The sequence below is a fragment of the Persicitalea jodogahamensis genome (assembly GCF_014651615.1).
In the GTDB taxonomy this organism is placed as follows: domain Bacteria; phylum Bacteroidota; class Bacteroidia; order Cytophagales; family Spirosomataceae; genus Persicitalea; species Persicitalea jodogahamensis.
This window is the reverse complement of the sequence record NZ_BMXF01000001.1, coordinates 1362430-1384923: the sequence shown is the minus strand read 5'-3', so window position 1 is coordinate 1384923 and position 22494 is coordinate 1362430. Positions and strand designations below refer to the sequence as shown.

Sequence of the window (22494 nt, the reverse complement as noted above, 5' to 3'; positions counted from 1 at the left end):
ATCGTTCTGCTGAACATAGACTACCTCGCCAGTGAATTGGTCGAAAAAAATGAAGCGCCGGGGTAGGTCTAGACCCACCCCGGCGCTCTGAAACTCATTTGGGAGATGCACCGTCAGCGTTTTTCTAAATCAAGTACTTTCTTGGAAAGGCTCTGGATGACATTTTGTTGCGCTTCACTTTCAGACTTTAATCGGGCATTTTCCTTTTTGAGGTCAATTACGTAGAGCATGATTTCTTCTATCTTTTCCAACAAAACAGCGTCAGTCTTTTGCAGGTCATTGCCTTTCTCAACCATCTCCTGGGCTGAAGGCACACCGGGTAAATGTTTATTCTCTTTTATAAACTTCTCAACCTCTTCGATAGAACGCAGATTGTAGTCTGCCTGTAACACATTATCCCGCCATTCACTAGTATTCTTTACAGCTACTTTGACGCGTTCAGTCAGAATGCCTTCCGAAACGTACAGTTTATAGCCTGTCGGAGTGCTGTTCAAGCCCGTACCGATCACAATACCTCCGGCGTTATTGTTGATCAAATGTGAGTCAGCGGTTAGCATCCAGTTGCGGTCAAGGGACTCGGCTGCTTCGCGAGCTCCGGCTGTAGAACTTTTCATGACATTACCGCTGCCGTCCACGTATAGGGGATAAACGGTACCAGACGCATTAACAAGACCCTCTAAACGAACTCCTGTGGCGACTGTACCGCCTCCAGAAACATGGAAACGTGCTGTCGGAGCAGAATTGCCAACTCCTACCGACGACGTAGGGTTGCCTAAAGCAATAGAGTTATTCTGGCTGACGATTGCCCCTGCACCAATAGCCGTAGCATTACTTAAACCATTGGAACCAAAATCCGCACCTGAGCCAATTGCTGTATTATTAAAGCCTGTGACGTTGACGGAGCCCGAATTTGATCCGATAAAGGTATTGTCGCTACCAATTGTAGTATTGAAACCAGATTGATAACCTAAAAACGAATTACTGCTAGCAACAGTATTCTTACGTCCAGCAGCATATCCGAGCAAAAGATTGAAATTACCTGAGGTGTTATCATACCCGGTGCTTACTCCAATAAACATGTTTTTTTCCCCCAAAGCATTGCTATATCCAGCGAGGGGACCAATAAAAGTATTATAATTAGAGCCTGTATTTGAAAAGCCTGCTCCGGGACCCATGAACGTATTATAAAACCCTGTTGTATTAGATTTGCCAGCAGTCCAACCTATGAAAGTATTGCTACTGGCATTCGTGTTCGAAGTTCCTGCCTCAGTACCAATAAAAATATTATTGGCACCAACGGTGCTACTGGTACCAGCAGAAGGGCCAAGAAATACGTTATTATCACCACTCGTAATGGCTGTACCAGTATTACTTCCTATAAGTATATTTCCAGTACCAGAAGACCGCAAAAAAGGCACATTCCCGAAACGTATCCCATTAGTAGCTGGCAGATTTATATCCCCATTTACGTCCAACCGCTGTAGCGGGCTACTGGTACCAATGCCCACATTACCATCGGTAAACGAAATGTTGGAACCTGAGGTAGTCCAGGGGCTGGAGCCACCGCCCCCTCCGCTAGCCGGGGCGAGAAATATCAATCCGGTCGCATCCACCGAAAGCACCTTACCATTGGCAGTACCCGTTGCGGAACCGCTGTTAAGGTTGGCAAGTTTGACGCCCTGGTTGCCGATAACCAGAGGCTGTCCGCTGGGCGTAGTGATTTGGTTTTGGGCCTCGCTGACCAAGGCAGCGGCTAACAAGCACAGGACGAAAGTAAATCTCTTTTTCATATTGCGAATTGGTAGGTATATTTCACACTGAATCAAAACAACGCTTCTAAGGTAAGTATTTAATACCAAAAAGTTAAAATGAAAATTATCTAACGGTGCTTTTTGGGTAAAAAAGCAACCGATAAACGTTTTCGGAAATGTCTGAATAAGTTGACTAAAGTCTGCGGTGAATTTTTTCTCTTTGAAACAAAATGAATAAAAGGGCCACTAATCCACCAAAAACAGCAAATCCCAGCGCATAGAGACTACGCTTGGGGGTACTTTTCCAATTGGGTACCATTGGGGGCTCAAGTACCTTTATAACGGGAGAGTCTTCCAAAGCCTGCAGTCGGGCCGCCTCTAATTGCCTGGATAATTCACCATAAAGGGTTTGAGCCTGAAGGTAATCGTTCTGCAAACGCTGTTCTTCGATTTTTGCCACATTGGTGTATGCATTCCGATTGCGATCTCTATAAGCGTTCAAGACCACTTCAGCGCGGCGGTATTTTTCCTTAGCTTCAGCCATTTGCTGACGTAAAAAAGCTACTTTTTCCGTTTTTTTTCCGCCACGATACTCAGTTACAAAATCTTTTAAATAATTAAGACTGAACGTGGCACAGGCAGCTGCCAGTGTAGGGTCAGGCATTTTCACCTCTACAGTGAGAACCCCACTCATTTTGTCGATTCCAGCAGACACGCGAGATCTAACGTTCTTTAAGGCACGTTCTTGATCCGTACTTAGTATAATCAACGTGTCACTCTGGGCTAGCTGAATAGGTGTAAGGGGTTTGGCCTTTTTGTCAAGATAAGTCACCAGGTCAACTTTTTTTCCATCACTGGTCGGTAGCGGAGTCGAAAGCAATTCCAACAGAAAAGGCATACTAGCTAAAATGCTGGGGTAAAGATCTGGCCGTATTGCTTCCGAATTATTTTTTCCTAACGAAATGCCCGCCAGGCTGGCCAAATCGCTTAATCCTCCAGCTCCACCAAGACCTGTACCGTACTCAGGCAATATTTTAGCAGTGGACTCAAATTCGAGCGGTACCATCCACGAAAGCCCATAACCAATGCCCCCCGAGAGCAAGCCTGCCAGAAAGAGTATTAGCCAATATCGCTTGAAGAAACTAAATATATCAGCCAGGCTTACCTCGACAATACCACTGGGTGAGACGGATAAATTTTCAGGCATAATTATAGAAATTAAAAAAGTCGGATAACCGTAATAGCCAGTGTACTTAACAAGGATAGGATTGCGATACGCTCACCAGGAGTAGTTTCGCGACCCGTTTTGACCAGTTTTGCCGGCACATTGATCGTCGTGCCGGGAGTAATTTTTGGCCGGATAGGAAAAAATAAGAATCGCTTACTCCGATCAAGGCGGCCATTGGCATAGGATACAAAAGCTTTGTTTTGACGGGCATTATCGGAGTACCCACCTGCTTGGGAAATATAGTCGCTGAAACTGAACGATGGATCGTAGTTGACCATCGACGGATTGAGTACTTCGCCCATAATGCGTACGGTCTCTACGCGCCGGGGAATCATAATTGAATCACCCTCTTGGAGCAGAATATTGGCAGGCTGGTCAGGGTTGTTCAGAATAGAAACCATATCAATCCCAACCAGTTGCCGCTCTATAACCTGCGTGTTGACTTTTGCCAGAGAATCGGCTTTGAGATCTCTTTCGCGGATAGTCAAAGGGGAAACACCGTTACTATTGAACAAATCTCTATCGAAAGCGGCCTTTTCCAAAACCCGGCTGTCTCTTTCCTCCATTTCGGTGATCTCCCGAGTTAATCGTGCCCCGGCGAGGTAGGCGTTGGGTTTGAGGCCCCCGGCGCGCTGAATGACATCGGAAATACGTTCGGCATTGTTAAGAATGGCGTAGCGTCCCGGATACATGACTTCCCCTTCGAGAACAATGGTCTTTTGCTCTTCGTAATTCGGTGCTTTCCGAACGAAGACGATATCGAAGGGCATCAATTCAAACTGGCGATTCTCCGGCAAAATTTGTAGTTCATTCCCTATATTGAAAGTTAGGATTTTGATCGTTTCGGTGGCATCGTTTGTAGCCGAGTCATTCTTGACGCGGCGGGCCACTTCAATACGGTACGGAGTGGCACCTTCTGAATAGCCCCCTGCCATATAGATCAGGTCTGATACCGTCATCCCTTCGGCATATGGAAAGGATGTGGTGTTGTTTACGGCTCCCTGAATAGATACAGTTTCCTCTGACTTCAAATCTTTGACCGACTTAATGACTACCTCGTCTTCACTCTTAAGAGGGATATCAGCGATTTCGCCGCGAATTAGCTTACCTAAATCAAAGGAGAGTACCTGAGGCTGGAGAAGGTCATTCTTACGATTGATAATAGCCCGGTTTAGAAAAGCATCTTTCTGTAGACCTTCAGCTTTACTAATGATGTCTTTGACCGTCATACTGCCCTCTTCTAAAGCATAAAGACCGGGACGATATACGGCACCCTCGATCGACACGCTGTTTTCGTAACGATCCAGAATTTCCCCCACTTCGTACAAATCTCCATCTTTGGGAATGAAGCCTTCGGCTTGTCCAGCGCTAATCAGACCGACCTTGAATTCTTTCCCGGTATTGCGCTGATACCGGATGGCGGCAGTATAGGCCATGCTGGTGTACCCGCCCGCGTAACGGATCAAATCCTGAAAGGTATCACTTTGGCTGGCTTCGAAGATTCCTTCACGCTTCACTTCACCCACTATTTCCACCCTGGCCTGGTAGGGATACACCATAATGATGTCCTGATCCTGTAACGTAATATTGTTTTTCAGGTTCGCATCTACGATGAATTCGTAAAGATCGAATTTGGCTACCACGTTGTTGTTACGAATTACCTCAATTTTGCGAAAGGAGCCATTTTCGGTGGGGCCACCAGAAGCATACAGTGCATTGAAAGCGGTAGACAGAGACGAAATCGAATAAGAACCAGGCCGGGTTACCTCTCCAGTCACGATGACGTTGATCGTACGGATATTACCCAACGTGATATTGGCGTAAGTACCACTGCCGGGGCGGTTCAGGGAGGAAAAAGCTTGTCGCAAACGGCTCACAATGCGTTCAGATGCCGCTTCAATGCTCAGTCCACTCACGAAAACCGGCGCGAGGTTCAACATTTTTACCGTTCCTTCGGGGCTTACTTTCAGCCGAAAATTTTCTACGGAATTGCCATAAATGTCGACAATCAGCTCATCATCAGGGCCTAAGATATAGTTTTTGGGCGTAGCTAAGCGGAGATTTGGAGCAAAATCCAGGTAGGCATTCTGGAATATCGGTGCTCCGAAAATACGCTTTTGCTTTTCGGAAAGCTGCGGCCTTTCATTTTCCCTGAGTCGATCCTGGTTTTTGTCTCCAAAACGATCATCAGGACTATCCTGAAACTGTTGCTGGGAATCTTGCGTGGGGCGCGTACGAATTCGGGAACGGGTTACGCCCAGCGTGTCGCGTTTGCTGCCCACACGATTTCCGCCGTCATTCTGAACCCCCTCCAGCTGTTGCCGTAATTTAGCGATGTCGTCCAATGTAAACCCTCTGGCCAGAGCGGCCTGTTCAATTTCCATATCGGACATACCGCTGGCCTTGGCCTGCTGATAATATCTGAGCATTTGGGAAGTTGACATTTGGGAAGGAAGCGGCGTCTGCGCAAAGGTGGGAGCCACCAGCATCAGACCCATGAAAAGCAGCGCCGATAAACAGCGCAGCAGGTTCCTTTTTCGGTTGAGTGTCGTTATCAAGATAGGTAAAGTTGAGATTGTAAGGTGAGCAGATTAGACACCTGACACTTTAATATTTAATTCTTTCAATTGCTGAGCTGCAATGGGAGAAGGAGAGTCGATCATTACATCGCGCCCAGAGTTATTCTTAGGGAAGGCAATGAAATCTCGGATGGAGTCAGCACCGCCAAAGAGAGAGCAAAGGCGGTCGAAGCCAAATGCAATGCCCGCGTGCGGCGGCGCACCGAATTCGAACGCATTTAGCAGAAAGCCAAACTGCGCCTGTGCTTCTTCGGCGGTAAAGCCCAGAATTTCGAACATCTTCTTTTGGAGTTCTTTCTGAAATATTCGTACAGACCCGCCGCCTACTTCCACACCATTGATGACCATATCGTAGGCATTGGCTCTCACCTTTCCCGGGTCGGTGGCCAGCAGCGGAATATCCTCCGGCTTGGGGCTGGTGAACGGGTGGTGCATGGCGTACCATCGCCCATGAGACGCATCATGTTCGTCTTCACCGTATTCCAGTAACGGAAAATCCACTACCCACAATACGCGATACTCGTCGGCGGGACGTAGACCCAGCCGGTTTCCCATTTCCAGACGCAACTCGCTAAGTTGCTTGCGAGTCTGGTCGGCCTCGCCTGAAATCAACAGCAGCAAATCGCCTGGCTGGGCATCGAATGCCGCGGCCCATTGCTGCAGGCTGGATTCGTCGTAGAATTTATCCACTGAGGATTTCAAAGTACCATCCTCGTTATATCGCATGTAAATCAACCCCTTGGCTCCTATCTGAGGGCGGCGCATCCATTCGGTGAGTTCGTCCAACTGTTTGCGGGTGTAGATGGCCGCACCGGGAACACGAATTCCAGCTACAAGCTCGGCGGCATCGAATACGTTGAAACTCTTACCGGAAGTCAGGTCGCGGGAGGCCCCTTTCAATTCCACGAACTCCATACCAAAACGGATGTCGGGTTTGTCGGAACCATAGCGCTGCATCGCTTCCGCATAGGTCATGCGCGGCACCTCGGGCAGATCGATATTTTTTACATTTTTGAATAAATTCCGAATCAGCCCTTCGAAAGTGTTCAGCACGTCTTCCTGAGTGACAAAAGCCATTTCGCAGTCAATCTGCGTGAATTCCGGCTGGCGGTCTGCCCGCAGATCCTCGTCACGGAAGCACTTGACAATCTGATAGTATCGGTCAAACCCCGATACCATGAGCAGCTGCTTGAACGTTTGGGGCGATTGCGGCAGCGCGTAGAATTCGCCGGGATTCATGCGGCTGGGTACCACGAAGTCACGCGCCCCCTCGGGCGTGGACTTGATCAGAACGGGCGTTTCAACTTCTATGAACTCCAAGTCGTCAAGATAGCGGCGGGTATGCCGTGCCACCTGGTGGCGCAGCATGAGATTTTGGCGGATCGGTGAGCGACGCAGGTCGAGGTACCGGTACTTCATGCGCAAGTCCTCCCCTCCGTCGGTTTCGTCTTCGATCAGGAAGGGCGGTAGTTTAGCCGGATTCAGCACTACCAGCTCGTGGACCCGTACTTCGATATCGCCCGTGGGCATCTTATCGTTCTTGGAGTAGCGCTCGATAACCTCGCCCTTGGCGGCCACTACGAACTCCCGACCTAAGGTACGGGCGTTGTTCAGCAACTCTTTACTGGCGTCACTTTCCTCGAAAAGCAGTTGGGTAATTCCGTAGCGGTCTCTTAGATCAATCCAAAGCATACCGCCTTTGTCACGAGATCTTTGCACCCATCCACAGAGGGTAACTTCTTGATTTTTATGTTCTAAGCGTAATTCTCCGCAGTTGTGCGTTCTGAGCATGGTCAAAAATAAATTCAATTTTTACCGGAGGTCCGGGCAGTTGCGGGGCAAAAGTACGTAATTTTACCAAATCTACCGTGAATCGTTAAGCTATGAAATCATCCGTCCCCGTTACACTCTCCCTCCTTTTTATCCTCAGTTCAATTACCGCTTGCTGGGAAAAAGAACCTGTTTCACCCGACAGTAAGTCAGATGAATTCCAGACTGTGCCCGACCGCTTTCCGGTGGCTCCCGGCCTGGTCGATGAAGCCTCGGGTCTGGCTGACAGCCGGACCATCACTGGCTATCTATGGACCCACGAGGACGCAGGCAGCGAGGCCGAGCTGTTTTTGATCAGTCATGACGGCAAAGATATCCGTCGCTACAGTCCGCCAGGCATCAATAACATCGATTGGGAGGATATCGCAGTGGGTGGCGGTCCGGAAAATGATGTCAGCTACATCTACGTCGCTGATATTGGCAACAACGACGCAAATCCGGCCTTCAGCACACACACCATCTACCGAATCCCCGAATTGAAGAATCTGGACGAGAGTTTTGTACCGGACAAAATCGCCCGGTTCAAATTTCGCTACCCCGATAGCTCGCCTGATGCCGAAACCCTCCTCTTTGATCCTGTCACAAAAGATTTGTTTATCGTTACCAAAGAACTGGAAAGTGCCCGGCTTTACCGAATCCCATATCCTCAATCGACGGAGGGGACCATCACCGCCGAATTCATCGGCAAAGTACCCGGCCTGTTGCTGGCTACGGGTGGGGATATCTCGGCTGACGGGCAGGAAATTCTAATTCGTAACTACACCAATGTCTATTTTTGGAAGAGAAATGCGGGCGAAACCATCGGACAAACGCTTGTACGTGAAGCCACCAAACCTGTTCCCTATGCACTCGAGCCGCAGGGAGAAGCTGTCTGTTTCGATCGGGAAATGAAGGGTTACTACACATTTAGCGAAAAGCGGACCGCCTCGGGGGTGGCGCTGCAGTACTTCAGGAGAAAGTAACGTTCTGATTTCGGCATCGCCTTTTCCCCTACCGATTTATCAGGCAACCTATCGCTTCCGTTCTTCTTTTTGGAATGGGCGTCCCCGCCAGGATTGCATCCAACACATTTTTCAGGTAGTTTTCGGTAGGTTCCGGGCGATTCTTGCCCAAGGCATAATACCAATTGTCGATAGCGCCACGATAAAGTACCTCCCCGATGGGACTAGTTACGACTACCTCGGGGGTGACCGTGGCATCCCAGCGGTTGGCGAGGGTATAATTTTTATCGATTTCGCCTGGAAAAGGCAGTTTGTATTTTTTATGGAACGCTTTGATTTCGCTTTTCTTGATGACAGGCGAAGTATATATCCCCCGGAATACCACACCCCGACCAGCGTATTCTTCGTGCATTTCCCGCAAGGGTAAGGTGTAGTTCTGACAGATCGGACATTCCGGGTCCAGGAACAGCCAAACGGTGTATTCGGTCAACGCAGCTGGGTTTGCTGTTATTTTCTTTGCCGGCAAAACAGCGAATAAAAAGCTCAGCGACAGGACATACAGAGGAAAACGAGGCTTCAAGGATCACAGAGTTTCGTACTAATAAAATATTCAGTTTGGCAAAACAATATTCTGCACAAATCACTTTGTCTTTGACAAGTTAGCTTAATTATGTAATTATTTGAATTATTTAGCTAACCTTCCAGAGGTTAATTTGAAGGTACGTATTTTTGCTTATACTTAGATTTTATCATCAACCAAACCTAATCTTCATCTCATGATAAGAACCAGTTTACTCTCATTTTTATGTTGTCTTGTCTTTTGCACAGCCGTGTTGGCTCAAGAGGCCAGGGTGACAGGCACAGTGACCTCGGCTGAAGACGGTTCTTCGCTGCCGGGTGTCAGCGTCCAGGTCAAAGGTACTCAGCGGGGGACGCAAACCGACGCCACTGGTGGCTATAGCATAGAAGCCGCCCCAAACGCAGTACTTATTTTTAGTTTTGTAGGTTTTATTCCGCAGGAAATCGCCGTAGGTAGTTCCAGCACCATTAATGTGCAACTCGCGGGTGACATCCGCTCGCTGAGCGAGGTAGTGGTGACAGGCTACGGTACGCAGTCAAAGCGTAACCTGACGGGTAACATTGCCAAGGTGAGCGGGGCTGAGATCGCCAACACTCCCGTTACCACCTTTGAGCAGGCCTTGCAGGGCCGGGCCGCCGGGGTGCAGGTTACCTCTCTCAATGGTAAATTGGGCCAGGGAATGCAAATGCGCATTCGGGGCTCGTCGTCGGTGACGGCCAGCAATGAGCCGCTCTACGTGCTGGACGGCATTCCACTTACGAGCCGCGACCAGGGTACGAGTACGGCACCGCAGAATCCGCTGGCCGACATTAATTTCAATGACATCGAGTCCATCGACATTTTAAAGGATGCTTCTGCCGCCGCAATTTATGGGGCACGCGCGTCCAATGGCGTGGTACTGATTACGACCAAGAAAGGAAAATCGGGCAAGACGAAATTCAACGTCAGCTACCAGATGGGCAGCAGCAAGCCTACGCGCCTGCGGCAGTGGCTCAACACCGCTCAGTATGTTGAGTTGTTTTCAGAAGCCGTTCAGAACGGGATCGACGCAGGGTACCTGCCAGAATCGTATTTGACGGGCAGCACCTACAGTCGCTTCACGCGATACGCCGCAGGCGATCAGGCAGGCTGGGAAAATGGCACCATCGATACCGACTGGCAGGCGGAAGCTTTCCAAAAGGCCCCGATGGGGCAATTCGACATCAGCGCCAGCGGCGGGGATGACAAGACCCGTTTCTTTGTTTCGGCGCAGGCTCTTGACCAAAAAGGGATTTTGATCAAAAACTCGTTCAAACGCCTGAGTGGTCGCGTCAACCTCGACCATAAAGCCACCGACCGCCTCACGCTGGGGGTGAACGTAAACCTGGCCCGCACGGTGAATGGCCGCCTGTCGAATGACAACGCCTTCTCGACCCCCTTGCAAATTATAGCCCTGCCACCCATTACCCCAGTCATCGACCCGCGTACGAACGAGCTGAGCGGCAACTATACCTTATATTTCAATCCGCTCCTCAACCGCGACTTTTCGTCCAACGTTTCCACCTCTTACCGTACCATCGGTAATATTTTTGCTGAATACAGGTTTGCCAACTGGCTCAAATTCCGCTCCGAGGTAGGTACCGATATTTACAACCTGAACGAGGATCAGTACTTTGGTAAAGAGACTTCCCGTAACACCGGAGCACCCAACGGCCTTGGGTTCAGTTCCTGGGCACAGGTTACCAACTACACTTCCAACAACTTTTTTACGCTCGGTCACACGTTTGCCGACCGGCATGATGTGGACGCCACCCTAGGTATGACATTCCAGAAGTCAGAGGCCTCCTTCAATTCCGTCACGGGGCAGGAGTTCCCCTCCAATGCCTACACCAAAATAATCTCGTCGGCCAACATCACAGCGGGTAGTTCGTCGGGCAGTAATTTCAGCTTCCTCTCCTACTTTGCCCGGGCCAACTACCGTTTTGAAAACAAGTACCTGCTTTCGGTCAGCGGCCGCGTGGATGGCTCGTCGCGCTTCGGGGCCAACAACCGCTACGGATTTTTTCCGGCAGCATCAGTCGGCTGGATTATCACGGAAGAGTCGTTTATGGAAGGCATCCCCACGCTCAGCTTGCTCAAACTCAGGGGCAGCTACGGTCTTACGGGCAACGCCGAAATCGGCAACTTCGACTCCTACGGGTTGTACCGGGGCGATGCGGGCTACGCAGGCGTTCCCGGCCAACGGCCGGAGCAAATCGAGAATCCCGACCTCCGTTGGGAACAAACTACCCAGACAGATATCGGGCTGGAATTCGGCCTGTTCTCGGGAAGGCTTTCAGGTGAAGTCGATTATTATATCAAGAATACGCGCGATCTGTTGCTCAACGTCAATGTACCGGGTACTTCGGGCTTCCGTACTCAGCTTCGTAACATCGGAAACCTTGAAAACAAGGGCTGGGAGTTTGTGTTGCGGTCTGACAACACCACCGGGGCATTCAAGTGGAATACCTCGCTGAACTTGTCGGCCAACCGCAACAAAATCGTGAATCTTGACGGCCAGGTCATCACGGGAGGGTTCATCAACCGCGCGGTGGAAGGCCAGCCCATCGGCTCGTTTTTCAGCATTGAGTATGCCGGTGTAGACCCCGACAACGGCGACGCCCTGTATTATAGAAACGACGAGCGACCCGACGGTACTTTCGATCGTACGACGACGAACAACCCCAACGAAGCGCAGCGCGTTATAATCGGGAACCCCAATCCGAAGCTTATCGGCGGCATAAGCAACAGCTTTGCTTACAAAGGACTTGAATTCAACATATTGTTTCAAGGACAGACGGGCAACGACATATACAACGGTGGCGGCAAATTCCAGTCGGCCAACGGCGATTTCTTTGACAACCAGACGGTTGATCAACTTGACCGCTGGCAGAAACCGGGTGACATTACCAATGTACCGCAAGCCCGGCTCTTCGGGGCCAATGGTACGGCAGAATCCTCGCGTTATTTACAGCGTGGCGATTACCTGCGCCTGAAAAACGCCACGCTATCGTACAACCTGCCGTCAGCAATCACGAATCGTGTCAAATTGGACCGTGTGCGGGTGTATGTGACAGGTCAGAACCTACTCACTTTTACCAAATACACAGGTTGGGACCCCGAAGTGAACGCCGATTATCTGGCGGGTAACATCGGACTGGGCAACGATTTTTACTCCGCGCCACAGGCAAAGACCATTATCGTCGGAATCAACTTAGGATTTTAGTTTTAAAAAAAATGGATAATCCCATCCGTTCCGAACACAGGTTTTCATTTCATCATTCCACGGGTTGTTCCGGCGCACCGGACCCCGTCATAATTTACTATTCAAATGGCTTATTTATTTAAAAATATTCTTCCCTACGCACTGACGGGCAGCCTGTTGCTGCTTGGTGGCTGCGCGAGTCAACTCGACGTGAAGCCCGTCAATACCATCGATGCCGGGGCGGCAGTTGCTACCTCCGGTGACGTAGCAGCGCTTCTTGTGGGCGCTTACGATGCCCTTGGCGACCTGGATGTATACGGCGGCAACATTCAGCGGGATGCTGACTTGCTGGGCGACAACGGCGAGATTTTCTTTGATGGTACTTTTGTGGCACCGGATGAGATATTTCGTAAAAGTATGCTCGTCAACAACGGCCAGGCCGAGGTCACCTGGCTGGATTCTTACCGCGCGATCAATATCGCCAACAATGTACTGGCCAACCTCGACGTGGTCACTGAGGGCGACCGGGCCCGCGTGGAGGGTGAGGCCAAGTTCATACGGGGTACCCTTTATTTCGAGCTGGTGCGCAATTACGCCAAAGCCTGGACCGACGGCACACCTTCGGCCAATCCCGGCGTACCGCTGGTGCTGGAACCCACGGTTGAAATCACAGAGCAGGCCAAAGTAAGCCGTAATTCGGTGAGCGAAGTTTATGCCCAGGTGATCAAAGACCTGACCGAAGCAGAAACCAAGCTGCCCGAAAGCAACGGTTTCTTTGCTACCAAGTACGCAGCAGCGGGTATGTTGTCGCGGGTGTACATGATGCAGCAAAAGTACCCTGAGGCAGCAAACGCCGCTACGCGGGTCATCGATTCAAAAAAGTATTCACTGGTCAATACGGCGGAGGTCTTCGACCTGCGCGTCAACCAGAATGGCTTCAATACGGCCGAGGATATTTTCGCCATCCAACTCACCTCTCAGGACGGCCTTAACGCCCTGAATACCTTTTACGGAGCGCCCGAATATGGCGGACGCGGCGATATTCTCATCGAGGACGCCCATTTGGCCCTATACGAAAATGGTGACCGCCGGGCTGAACTTTTTTACGTGGCAGAAAATGGAAATACGTACACTTCAAAATGGATAAACCAGTACGGCAATATCAAGATCCTGCGTCTGGCCGAGATGTATCTTACCCGCGCCGAGGCTAACTTCCGCAACGACAGTAGCATTGGGGCTTCCCCGGCAAGTGATATCAACCTGATCCGCGCCCGCGCCGGACTTTCGGCTATTCCGGCAACCTCACTTACGATCGGCGCTATCATGAAAGAACGGCACCTGGAATTGGCTTTCGAGGGACACCTGATTCACGACATCAAGCGTACTAAGGGAACAGTGGGAGGACTGGCTTTTGACTCCCCCAAATTGGTGTACCCCATTCCACTACGCGAAACTGACGCCAACGCCAATCTTACCCAGAATCCCGGATATTGATAGTCAGAAATCATTATAACTGTTTACTGACAATCTCCTTACTGTAAAACCAAAGAAGCGCTCATTCAAAAAATAGAGCGCTTCTTTGGTTTTATACCGATGCCACAACCAGTGAATGAATCGGGCTTCATTATTATTTCAATAAATCCTTTTATCTGTCGTTATTTAGCCCACGATTGCCTTCTGGCACTAAATATTCTTTTGTCCGCAACTGAAAAGGGCCTATTTTGCGTAGTTATGTAAAATGAACTATCACAACGGTCCCAGAGCTAACTCATAACCTATCGCCTGCTATCTTTACTAACTACATGATGAAATACTACGGTCGAATTTGGCTGCTTTGTCTTCTCCTTACTGGTATCTCCTTTGGTGTGCTGGCGCAGCGGGTTATCACAGGTAAGGTGACTTCGGTGGCCGACGGCTCCCCCCTACCCGGTGTCAGCGTACTTGTGAAAGGTACCACCAATGGTACCAGTGCCGATGCCGAAGGCCAATATCGCCTTTCTATTCCAACATCCGGTACAGTCACGTTGGCCTTTTCCTTCATCGGACTCGAACCCCAGGAAATCACGGTCGGTACTAATCGCTCAGTCGTTAACGTCGAGATGGCTGAAAGCGCCACCGAGCTGAATCAGGTGGTGGTGACTGGCTACAATCAAACTCAGCGCAAAGATGTCATCGGTTCGATTGCTTCCATTAAAAGCGATGTTTACAAAGATGTACCCGTGGTGGGTGTCGATCAGGCCCTGCAGGGCCGGGCCGCGGGAGTGCAGGTGTCGCAGTCGTCGGGTACGCCCGGCGGCGGGATTTCCATCCGAATCCGGGGCAACACTTCCATCTCGGCTTCCAACTCACCGCTTTTCATCGTGGACGGCGTGCCGGTCCAGGTGGGGGCAGTCTCGGGACGGGATTTTGGTGGCCAGCGCGACAATACACTAGCCATCATCAACCCCAATGATATCGAGTCCCTGGAAGTTTTGAAAGATGCTTCGGCCAAGGCGATTTATGGGTCCCGAGGGGCCAACGGTGTGGTCATTATCACCACCAAGCGCGGCCGGAATAATAAAACCACTATCACGGCTGATGTACAGCGGGGTGTCACCCAGATTATCAAGCGTCCGCAACTCCTCAATTCTTCCCAACTCGTCGAACTGCAGCGGGAGGCCATTACCAACGCTGGCCAGGATCCGGACAAGCAGGGTATTATTGCGGGCGTGACTGACGGCGTGGACACCGACTGGGTCGATGCGGTACTTCGGCAAGGTATATTGCAACAGTATCAGATCTCAGCCGCCGGGGGTAATGACCGCACCCGGTTCTACCTGAGCGGCAGCGTACGTGACGAAGAAGGAGTACAGCTCAACAACCGCTTTACGCGGTATAGCGGGGCACTCAACCTCGACCATAAAGCTACCTCCAAGCTAAGCTTCGGTGCCAACATCAACATGGCCATCAGTAAAAACAACCGCGTGAAAGGCGACAACTTTCTGGACGGTGTCTATTCCGGAGCCATCAAGAGTCTGCCATTCTATGCCCCATTCAATGAGCAGGGGCAATTGTACGGCCCCAACAGCATAGGATACGCGGGCTTCCCTAACTTCAACCCCGTAGCCCAGGCGGTACTGCCGCGCTTCGTGACCCACGGTCTGAAAATGATTGTCGGTGTGAATGCTGATTACGAAATCATCAAGAACCTGCGCTTCCGTACGAAGTTTAGCATGGATTACAACAACGCAGAAGAAGACCAGTACGAGTCGTCAGGCACGGCCATTGGCGGCTTTCTGCAGGGCGTCGGTGGAAAAGGGTACGGGGTGTACATCACCAGTACTTCCTACACGCTCATCAACTCCAACGTACTGACCTACTACCTCTCGCTCAACGAAAATCATCACTTCAATGTACTGCTGGGTAACGAAATCATCCACTCACAGGGGCGTTCTTCCGACGTAACGGGGCGTCTTTTCCCAAGCGACGACTTTACCTATATCAATTCTGCGGGTATCGTGGACGCCGGTGGTTCATTCTTCGGCCAAAACGGTTTGCTTTCATTTTTTGGGGAAGTAAAGTACGACTACAAGGATCGCTACCTGCTGGGCTTCACCTCCCGCTACGATGGCTCTTCGCGCTTCGGCCAAAACCGCCGTTTCGGACTTTTCCCCTCGGCCTCGGCGGGTTGGCGGATCTCGCAGGAGAAGTTCATGGAAAATGCACGCTTTATCAGCGACCTAAAACTGCGTGGTAGTTTTGGATTCACGGGTAACGAGCGCATTGGTAATTTTCAGTACCTGGGTACCTGGGCTAGTGCCACCTACAACGGCGCTACGGGCGTTGGGCCTAACAACCTCAGCAACCCTAACTTACAGTGGGAACGCACCCGCGAAGCCAATGTAGGCTTCGACGCTTCTTTCTGGAACGGCCGCTTTTCGGTCACTGCCGATGCGTATAGCAACTTAACCGACAATCTGCTCTTCGCCGAGCCGATTCCCCTCACGACTGGTTTTGGTAGTATCCAGGGTAACATTGGTCAGATATCCAACAGAGGAGTTGAACTTACCCTCTCTTCCGTCAATGTGGACCGTGAAGTGCGTTGGAGTACCGACCTGAACCTTACCCATAATGTCAATAACGTGGCTATGCTGGCCAACCAGGACACTTTGTTCCGGGGCTATTCGGGCAACGGCGTAGGCGGAACCAATGCCGTATTGCAGGGACAACCATTGGGTACTTTCTGGGGACTGAAATTCATGGGGGTTGACCCCGCCACGGGCGACGCTATTTATGAGGATGTCAATGGCGACGGACGCATCTCCCCTGAAGATGGACAGGTGATCGGCAATGCTCAACCCAAATTATTTGGCGGATTCACCAATAGCGTTTCTTACAAAGGTTTCGACCTGAGCGTGTTTTTTCAGTTCATGTACGGTAATAAGATTCTCAACTTTACCAATACCTCACTCCTTAACACCGGATCGGATATTCAGGACAACCAAAGCATCGCGGCCCTGCGGCGGTGGCAGCAGGAAGGCGACGTGACGGATATTCCGCGGTACGTGCTGGGCAACACCTATAACAGTTTTCACAGCAGCCGCTTTCTGGAAGACGGCTCCTACCTGCGCTTGAAAAACATTTCGCTCGGCTACAACCTGCCCGCTCGCTGGGTCACTAGGGCCAAGATGGGGAGTGTACGGGTCTTTGCCTCGGCCACCAACCTCTGGACGCTCACCGCCTACTCCGGCCCCGACCCCGAAGTAAGTACGCTGGACGGCTCGACCACTGCGCAGGGAATCGATTTCTTCACTCTTCCGCAGGTCAAAACAATTATGGGTGGCGTGACAGTTAAGTTTTAATTCAGTATCCTCTTGTTTTTATTCAAAATATGAATAGCTCCTTATTTTTTAATAGAAGTACCCTGCTACGCTTATTGAGTGTGACGCTGGCTTTCATGGCTACGCTCAGTTCGTGCCGCGAAATTCTCGAACCGCCACCCGTGGATCTTTTGGTGGACGAACTGGTGCTGAACGAAGCCTCCGATGTCGAAGCCGTACGACTGGGTTTGTACAATGCATTCCGGGGGATTGGAGCGCCGTTGGTGATCGCCGGATCTTTCACCGCCGATTTTATCCAGCATAACGGCACGTTCACCGTCTATAACGAGCTGGGCAATAAGCAGATTACCGCCACCAATGCCGCCGCCGAGAGGTACTGGGGGTCGATTTACAGTACGATTTACATTGCCAACTTCATTGAGGAGCGCATTGCCACCGTGCCCGGCGTTACCGAGGCTACTAAAAAACAGGTACTGGCCGAAGCGCGTTTCCTTCGCGGATTCGTCAATTTTCTGGGTGCTCACACATTCGGGGGCATTCCGAGAGTAACAACGACGACAATCGCTACCAACCGCAATATTCCACGGGCTACACGCGAGGATATTTTGAATTCGGTGCTGGCTGACTACAACGCCGCGCTACCGGATTTACCAAATACCAACGCCAACAAAACCCTGGCCAAAACATTTGCCACCAAGAACGCAGTCCGGGCGGCTCTGGCCCGCTACTATCTCTACCAGAAGGACTGGGTGCAAGCCGAGAAGCTGGCATCAGAGATTATTGCTACCGGATTGCAAACAATGCCTACAGACATCGCTACCGTGTTTTTTCAGGAAGTCGATGACGAGACAATATTTGAGGTAGCTTACGCCAATAATTCAAGTGACGACCCCGGCACCAGTACTTTTAGCCTGAACGATGTGTTGCGCGGCCGTCGCGAGGTTATTCCGGCTAACACCTTTATACTTACCATGCTTGAACCCAACGCGGGGGAGCGCCGCCAGACGATTTCCTTTGATCCCACCCGGCAGCGTGGTCGTGATAACGGCTGGTCGGTGGTAAAGTACGGTTCTCCCGACGAAGCGAATAACAACATCACGATTTTCCGTCTGGCCGAACAGTACCTTATCCGGGCCGAAGCCCGTGCCCAGCAGGGGCGAATTGTGGGTACCAACGGCGCTCAGGCCGACATCAACGTGCTGCGCCAGCGTGCCAAAGCTCCCAACGCCAGCCTCACGACCCAGGCCGATGCACTGCTAACTATCGAAAAGGAGCGGGTGTACGAACTCTCTTTCGAGGGACATCGCTGGTATGATTTGAAGCGGACAAACCGTATTCAAACCGTGATGGCAGCTTTCTCGCCTAACTGGAACGAAAAGTTCACTCTTTGGCCGATTCCTCAAAGCGAAATCCAGCGAAACGACGCTCTGAAAGGATCGCAAAATCCGGGGTATTAAAGGCGCTGTTGGCCTTAAGCTCTGGGTTATATTCATCGCCTGTATTGTTACTAAAAATCTCATTATTTTTTTTGGCGTAAAGCTTATAGCTTAGAGCCTAAAGCTGACAACAATGAAACTCACCCACAAAATATTCTCGCTGGGCTTCGTACTGGCAATGCTGGCACTGGCCTCCTGTGAGGAGCAGCAGATCACCTTTGAAGGGCCGGATTACGTGCGGTTTTCGGATTCCTCTGTGGTTATGAAAGAAAGCCTCGGCCAGCCCATTGAAGTAAAAGTACATGTGGTGGGTAAGCCGCTTGCCCAGGCTGTATCGGTCAATTACACCGTAGGTGGCGACGCCCGTGAAGGTCGCGACTACGTCATTGAAGGCACAAAGGGAGTCGTGACCATACCGGCGGGTCAGTACTTTGGCACTATTGTCGTACGACTGATTAATAATGCCAACAATATTCTGGGTTCACAGGATATCGTGCTGACCCTTACCGATGTCAGCTCCAGTCAGGATCTTCAGGTTGGTTTCGGCAAAGGCAATATGGGCAAGACTTTCCGCCTGACCATTCAGGACGATTGCCTGCTGAGCGGGTTCTACACGGGCAGTCGCCGGGTCCAGAATGGATCAATTCAGGTTGAAAATATTGAAATCAGCAGCCTTGACTGTAAGACCTACACCGTTGCAAACTGGAACCTGGGCTTGTTTGACTTCAATGCCAGGAAAGTACCCATTAATTTTATCGATAATGGCGACAATACGCTGACTATTCCTCCCCAGGTTAGTGCCGCGCTGGCCACTCCCTACGACACCTTACGCGGCAATGGCCTCTGGAATCCACAGACCCGCGCCATCACGCTGAACATCAGGATAAAGCTTCCAGTCAGCGAAACTAGGGACACAGTACTTTCAGTACCCTTTACTTACGTACCCAGGAATTAAAGAGAAGGCTAAATTGAAGGAGTTAATCCGTACGCTTGAGGACGACCGATCTAAACTCTAAATCCCTAAACAAACCACCATGATACTCAACCGTTTACTCATAGTAGCTTCCGGGCTGTTTATCCTGATTCTGTCGGGCTGCTCAGAAACGACCGACCCCAAGCCTCTCACCTACACCCAACTGCTTACGGGTACTGAGAAGAAAACCTGGTCACTTACTTCTTTCGAGGTCATTGACGATGGCGAGGAGTCGGGTCCGGTGCCGGCCAGCCAGCTTTTCAACAACACATGTGAAGCCGACGACCAGTTTGTGTTCTACGCTAATGCCGAGCGGAAGTATGAGTACATCAATGGCCCAACCAAATGCTCCAGCAGCGAACCCGACGTACTTTTGGCTGACACATGGAGTTTCGTCAATGCCACGGCCACACTGGAATTTGCTTTTCCGCTACTCAGCTCGGGCAGACTGCCCTACATTGTGAAATCGCTCACCGAAACCAGCATGACTCTGGAGATCTACCTGGACGAGCTCGACAATGTCAACGCGAGTTACCGTTTCGTATTTACCTCGGCAAACAAATAGGCAACGCTCTTGTTACTGCCGCTGAATCGACATTATTTCTATTTCCCCATTCTGATCCACAGCCCGGCCTACTGAACAATGAACCGTCTTTACCTGCTTCTTCTGTTTTTACTGAATTTTCTGTGTGGTTTTGAGGCACAAGCGCAGCTGAATGCGGCCCAGCCCGAACTATGCGCTACTATGCAGATGGACAGCCTTTTGCGGTCCAAGTACCCCGGCATGGGCTCATTACAGGACTTTGAAATACTGCTGCAAAAGAAGATTCAGCAACGGGAGGAATTGCAGAAAAGTGGGCGCGTAGCACTCGAAACGCTTACAATTCCGATCATTGTTCACATTGTGCACAATGGCGAAGCCGTGGGTGCGGGTCGCAATTTGAGTCAGGCGCAGGTACAGGCGCAAATCGAAACGCTCAATGAGGATTTTCGCCGTAAGGCCGGCACGCCCGGTTTCAACGACGATCCGAGGGGAGCCGATATCGAAATCGAATTCTGTCTGGCACGCCTGAATCAGCAGGGAAATACAATGGCTGAGCCGGGAATCGATCGCTATAATGGCAACCGGGCAACCTGGACCAGAAACGATATTGAAAATGTCCTCAAACCAAGCACGATTTGGGATCCCGATAAGTACTTCAATATATGGGTACTCGACTTCGACGCCAGTGCCCAGTTGCTGGGATACGCCCAGTTCCCGAGTGCGTCTACCCTGGCAGGTATCCCGGACAACAGTCCCAGAAATACCGACGGTGTAGTGATTGCCTACCGTAGTTTTGGCAATGCCTTGAAAGGCAACTTCCCGGTGATGCAGGCTCCTTACAACCAAGGCCGAACGCTCACTCACGAAGTAGGCCACTGGCTGGGATTACGGCACATCTGGGGCGACGCCAACTGCGGCAACGACTTCGTGGACGATACGCCTCCCCAGGCCAGTGAAAGTCGGGGCTGTCAGGTGGGACGCACCTCCTGCGGAGCGGTCAATATGGTGCAAAACTACATGGACTATTCCGATGACGCTTGTTTCAATATCTTTACCAAAGGCCAGAAGACCCGGATGCGCACCGTGATGGACATCAGCCCGCGCCGCAACAGCCTTACCACGTCAAACCTGTGCGGCACCACAATTGCCGGGCCTCCCCGCGCCAATTTCCGGGCTGAAACCCAGCAAGTGCTATTAGGCGCGGAGGTGAAGTTCTTCGACCTTTCCAGCAATTTTCCCAACCGCTGGTACTGGACGTTCGAGGGAGGCACTCCCGCCAATTCCACCCAGCAAAACCCGACTGTCACTTACAACCGGGCAGGAAAATTCCTGGTTACGCTGGTGGCTGCCAATAGTCTGGGTGTGTCGGATACCTTGAAACGCGAGGCGTATATCGAGGTACTCAGCTCGGGCCTGTGCACCGAGAAGACCAACTTCAACGGCACGCGAACCCTTATTCGCGACACAACCCGTGTGGGCTATGTTTCGGGCCACAACGGGCGGAAAGTGATGGCTATCTCCGAGCAATTTGACAACCCGCTGGGTTACAGCAATCTGGGCGGCGTGACATTGCGATTTGGACGGGCGTTTGCCAAAGACGGAGCTGATTCCGAAAATACAGTACTTGTTACCGTTTGGAATGCCCGGGGTTTTCAGGGCGGACCAGGGGCTATCCTTGAAGAGAAGCAGGTGCCGCTTCGCCGGATTGTGAGCGATGTGGCTAACAACCGGGCGACCGACATCACCTTCGACCGTCAGGTTCCGCTGTTCGGGCAAGGCTACCACGTCGGTCTGCAACTAGTGTACAACGGCGATTCAGTGGCGCTGTTCACCACCAAAAACGGTGAGTCGGTAAAGGGTACTTCCTGGGAGCAAAACGCCCAGGGCGAGTGGGATCTGTTTTTGCGTCGTACGGGGCTGAATATTGCCCATGACATCACAGTGAGGCCTGGTATGAAGCCGTCCGTTCTGGTGTCAGCTTCGGCGCAGTTTATTAACCCCGGCGAGGCCGTAACCTTACAGGCCAATGGCGCGAGTATCTATACCTGGACACCGGGCACGAATCTGAACACTACCCTGGGACCACAGGTGATTGCCCGCCCGAGCCAGACGATTACCTATTCGGTGCGGGGCTCGGGGGTCGATGTTTGCGGCGATAGCACTGCCTCGGCCAATATCTATGTGCGGAATATCCAGGTGCTTGGCAATGAGCCAGCCCGTCAGGCGCTCCTTGAAAACACCGTGCAGCTCTCGCCTAATCCTAATACGGGCCTTGTAGAAGTAAGTCTGGATAACGACTTACGCGGCCCGGTGCAGGCAACGGTCTATAACCTCAATGGCGTGGCTGTCCGGCAGGAGAGTTTCCAAAAGCAGGCCGATCAGGTCAGCCACACTCTGGACATCCGGCGAGTAGCAGCAGGACTTTATGTGGTAGAGGTGGTAGTTGGAGAGTTCAGGGTACGAAAGAAGGTTTTAAAGAATTAGAGCGGGTCAAAGGCACAAAGGGTTTAAGTGTGGGACTAGGTACCAGCATAGCGACAAAGGGTTTTGAGTATCGGTGAGCATGCAAAACAGAAGGTCCCTATTTCA

13 protein-coding genes are annotated in these 22494 nt (G+C 51.2%); 8 read left to right on the top strand and 5 right to left on the bottom strand.

Annotation, left to right across the window (positions count from 1 at the left end):
• Positions 1–113 precede the first annotated feature (113 nt).
• The 4 genes from IE117_RS05625 to aspS form a co-directional block, all read right to left on the bottom strand.
• On the bottom strand, positions 114–1790 hold the full coding sequence (locus IE117_RS05625) for an autotransporter outer membrane beta-barrel domain-containing protein (RefSeq protein WP_189563334.1): 1677 nt from the start codon (positions 1788–1790) through the stop codon (positions 114–116).
• A 154-nt stretch (positions 1791–1944) separates the two neighbouring features.
• Positions 1945–2958: a GumC domain-containing protein gene (locus IE117_RS05620; protein WP_189563333.1), complete on the bottom strand. Its 1014-nt coding sequence runs from the start codon at positions 2956–2958 to the stop codon at positions 1945–1947.
• Positions 2959–2969: 11 nt separating this feature from the next.
• Positions 2970–5537 carry an SLBB domain-containing protein gene (locus IE117_RS05615; protein ID WP_189563332.1) on the bottom strand — a complete coding sequence of 856 codons (2568 nt, stop codon included), beginning with the start codon at positions 5535–5537 and terminating at the stop codon, positions 2970–2972.
• A 33-nt stretch (positions 5538–5570) separates the two neighbouring features.
• Positions 5571–7349, bottom strand: coding sequence for an aspartate--tRNA ligase (gene aspS / locus IE117_RS05610; RefSeq protein WP_189564248.1), 1779 nt, complete (start codon positions 7347–7349; stop codon positions 5571–5573).
• Between the two features lie 92 nt (positions 7350–7441).
• On the opposite strand from aspS, the gene IE117_RS05605 reads away from it, so the two are divergent.
• Entirely contained in the window at positions 7442–8350 is a 909-nt protein-coding gene (locus tag IE117_RS05605; RefSeq protein ID WP_189563331.1) for a YjiK family protein, read from the top strand.
• 28 nt (positions 8351–8378) lie between these two features.
• On the opposite strand, the gene IE117_RS05600 is transcribed toward IE117_RS05605, so the two are convergent.
• Positions 8379–8819 (bottom strand): redoxin domain-containing protein, encoded by a 441-nt coding sequence (locus tag IE117_RS05600; protein WP_189563330.1) that lies wholly within the window; start codon positions 8817–8819, stop codon positions 8379–8381.
• A gap of 286 nt (positions 8820–9105) precedes the next feature.
• Between IE117_RS05600 and IE117_RS05595 the strand changes: the two genes are divergently transcribed.
• From IE117_RS05595 to IE117_RS05565, 7 genes are all read left to right on the top strand, one after another.
• On the top strand, positions 9106–12153 hold the full coding sequence (locus IE117_RS05595; RefSeq protein ID WP_189563329.1) for a SusC/RagA family TonB-linked outer membrane protein: 3048 nt from the start codon (positions 9106–9108) through the stop codon (positions 12151–12153).
• A 105-nt stretch (positions 12154–12258) separates the two neighbouring features.
• The gene (locus tag IE117_RS05590) at positions 12259–13626 is read left to right on the top strand and encodes a RagB/SusD family nutrient uptake outer membrane protein (protein ID WP_189563328.1); all 1368 of its coding nucleotides are present in this window, start codon (positions 12259–12261) and stop codon (positions 13624–13626) included.
• Between the two features lie 308 nt (positions 13627–13934).
• Complete coding sequence (locus IE117_RS05585; protein WP_189563327.1) at positions 13935–16973, top strand: SusC/RagA family TonB-linked outer membrane protein; 3039 nt, start codon at positions 13935–13937, stop codon at positions 16971–16973.
• A 29-nt stretch (positions 16974–17002) separates the two neighbouring features.
• On the top strand, positions 17003–18409 hold the full coding sequence (locus IE117_RS05580; RefSeq protein WP_189563326.1) for a RagB/SusD family nutrient uptake outer membrane protein: 1407 nt from the start codon (positions 17003–17005) through the stop codon (positions 18407–18409).
• A gap of 112 nt (positions 18410–18521) precedes the next feature.
• Complete coding sequence (locus IE117_RS05575; protein ID WP_189563325.1) at positions 18522–19343, top strand: Calx-beta domain-containing protein; 822 nt, start codon at positions 18522–18524, stop codon at positions 19341–19343.
• Positions 19344–19422: 79 nt separating this feature from the next.
• Positions 19423–19926 carry a hypothetical protein gene (locus tag IE117_RS05570; RefSeq protein ID WP_189563324.1) on the top strand — a complete coding sequence of 168 codons (504 nt, stop codon included), beginning with the start codon at positions 19423–19425 and terminating at the stop codon, positions 19924–19926.
• A gap of 78 nt (positions 19927–20004) precedes the next feature.
• Positions 20005–22389 (top strand): M43 family zinc metalloprotease, encoded by a 2385-nt coding sequence (locus IE117_RS05565; protein WP_189563323.1) that lies wholly within the window; start codon positions 20005–20007, stop codon positions 22387–22389.
• Positions 22390–22494 lie beyond the last annotated feature (105 nt).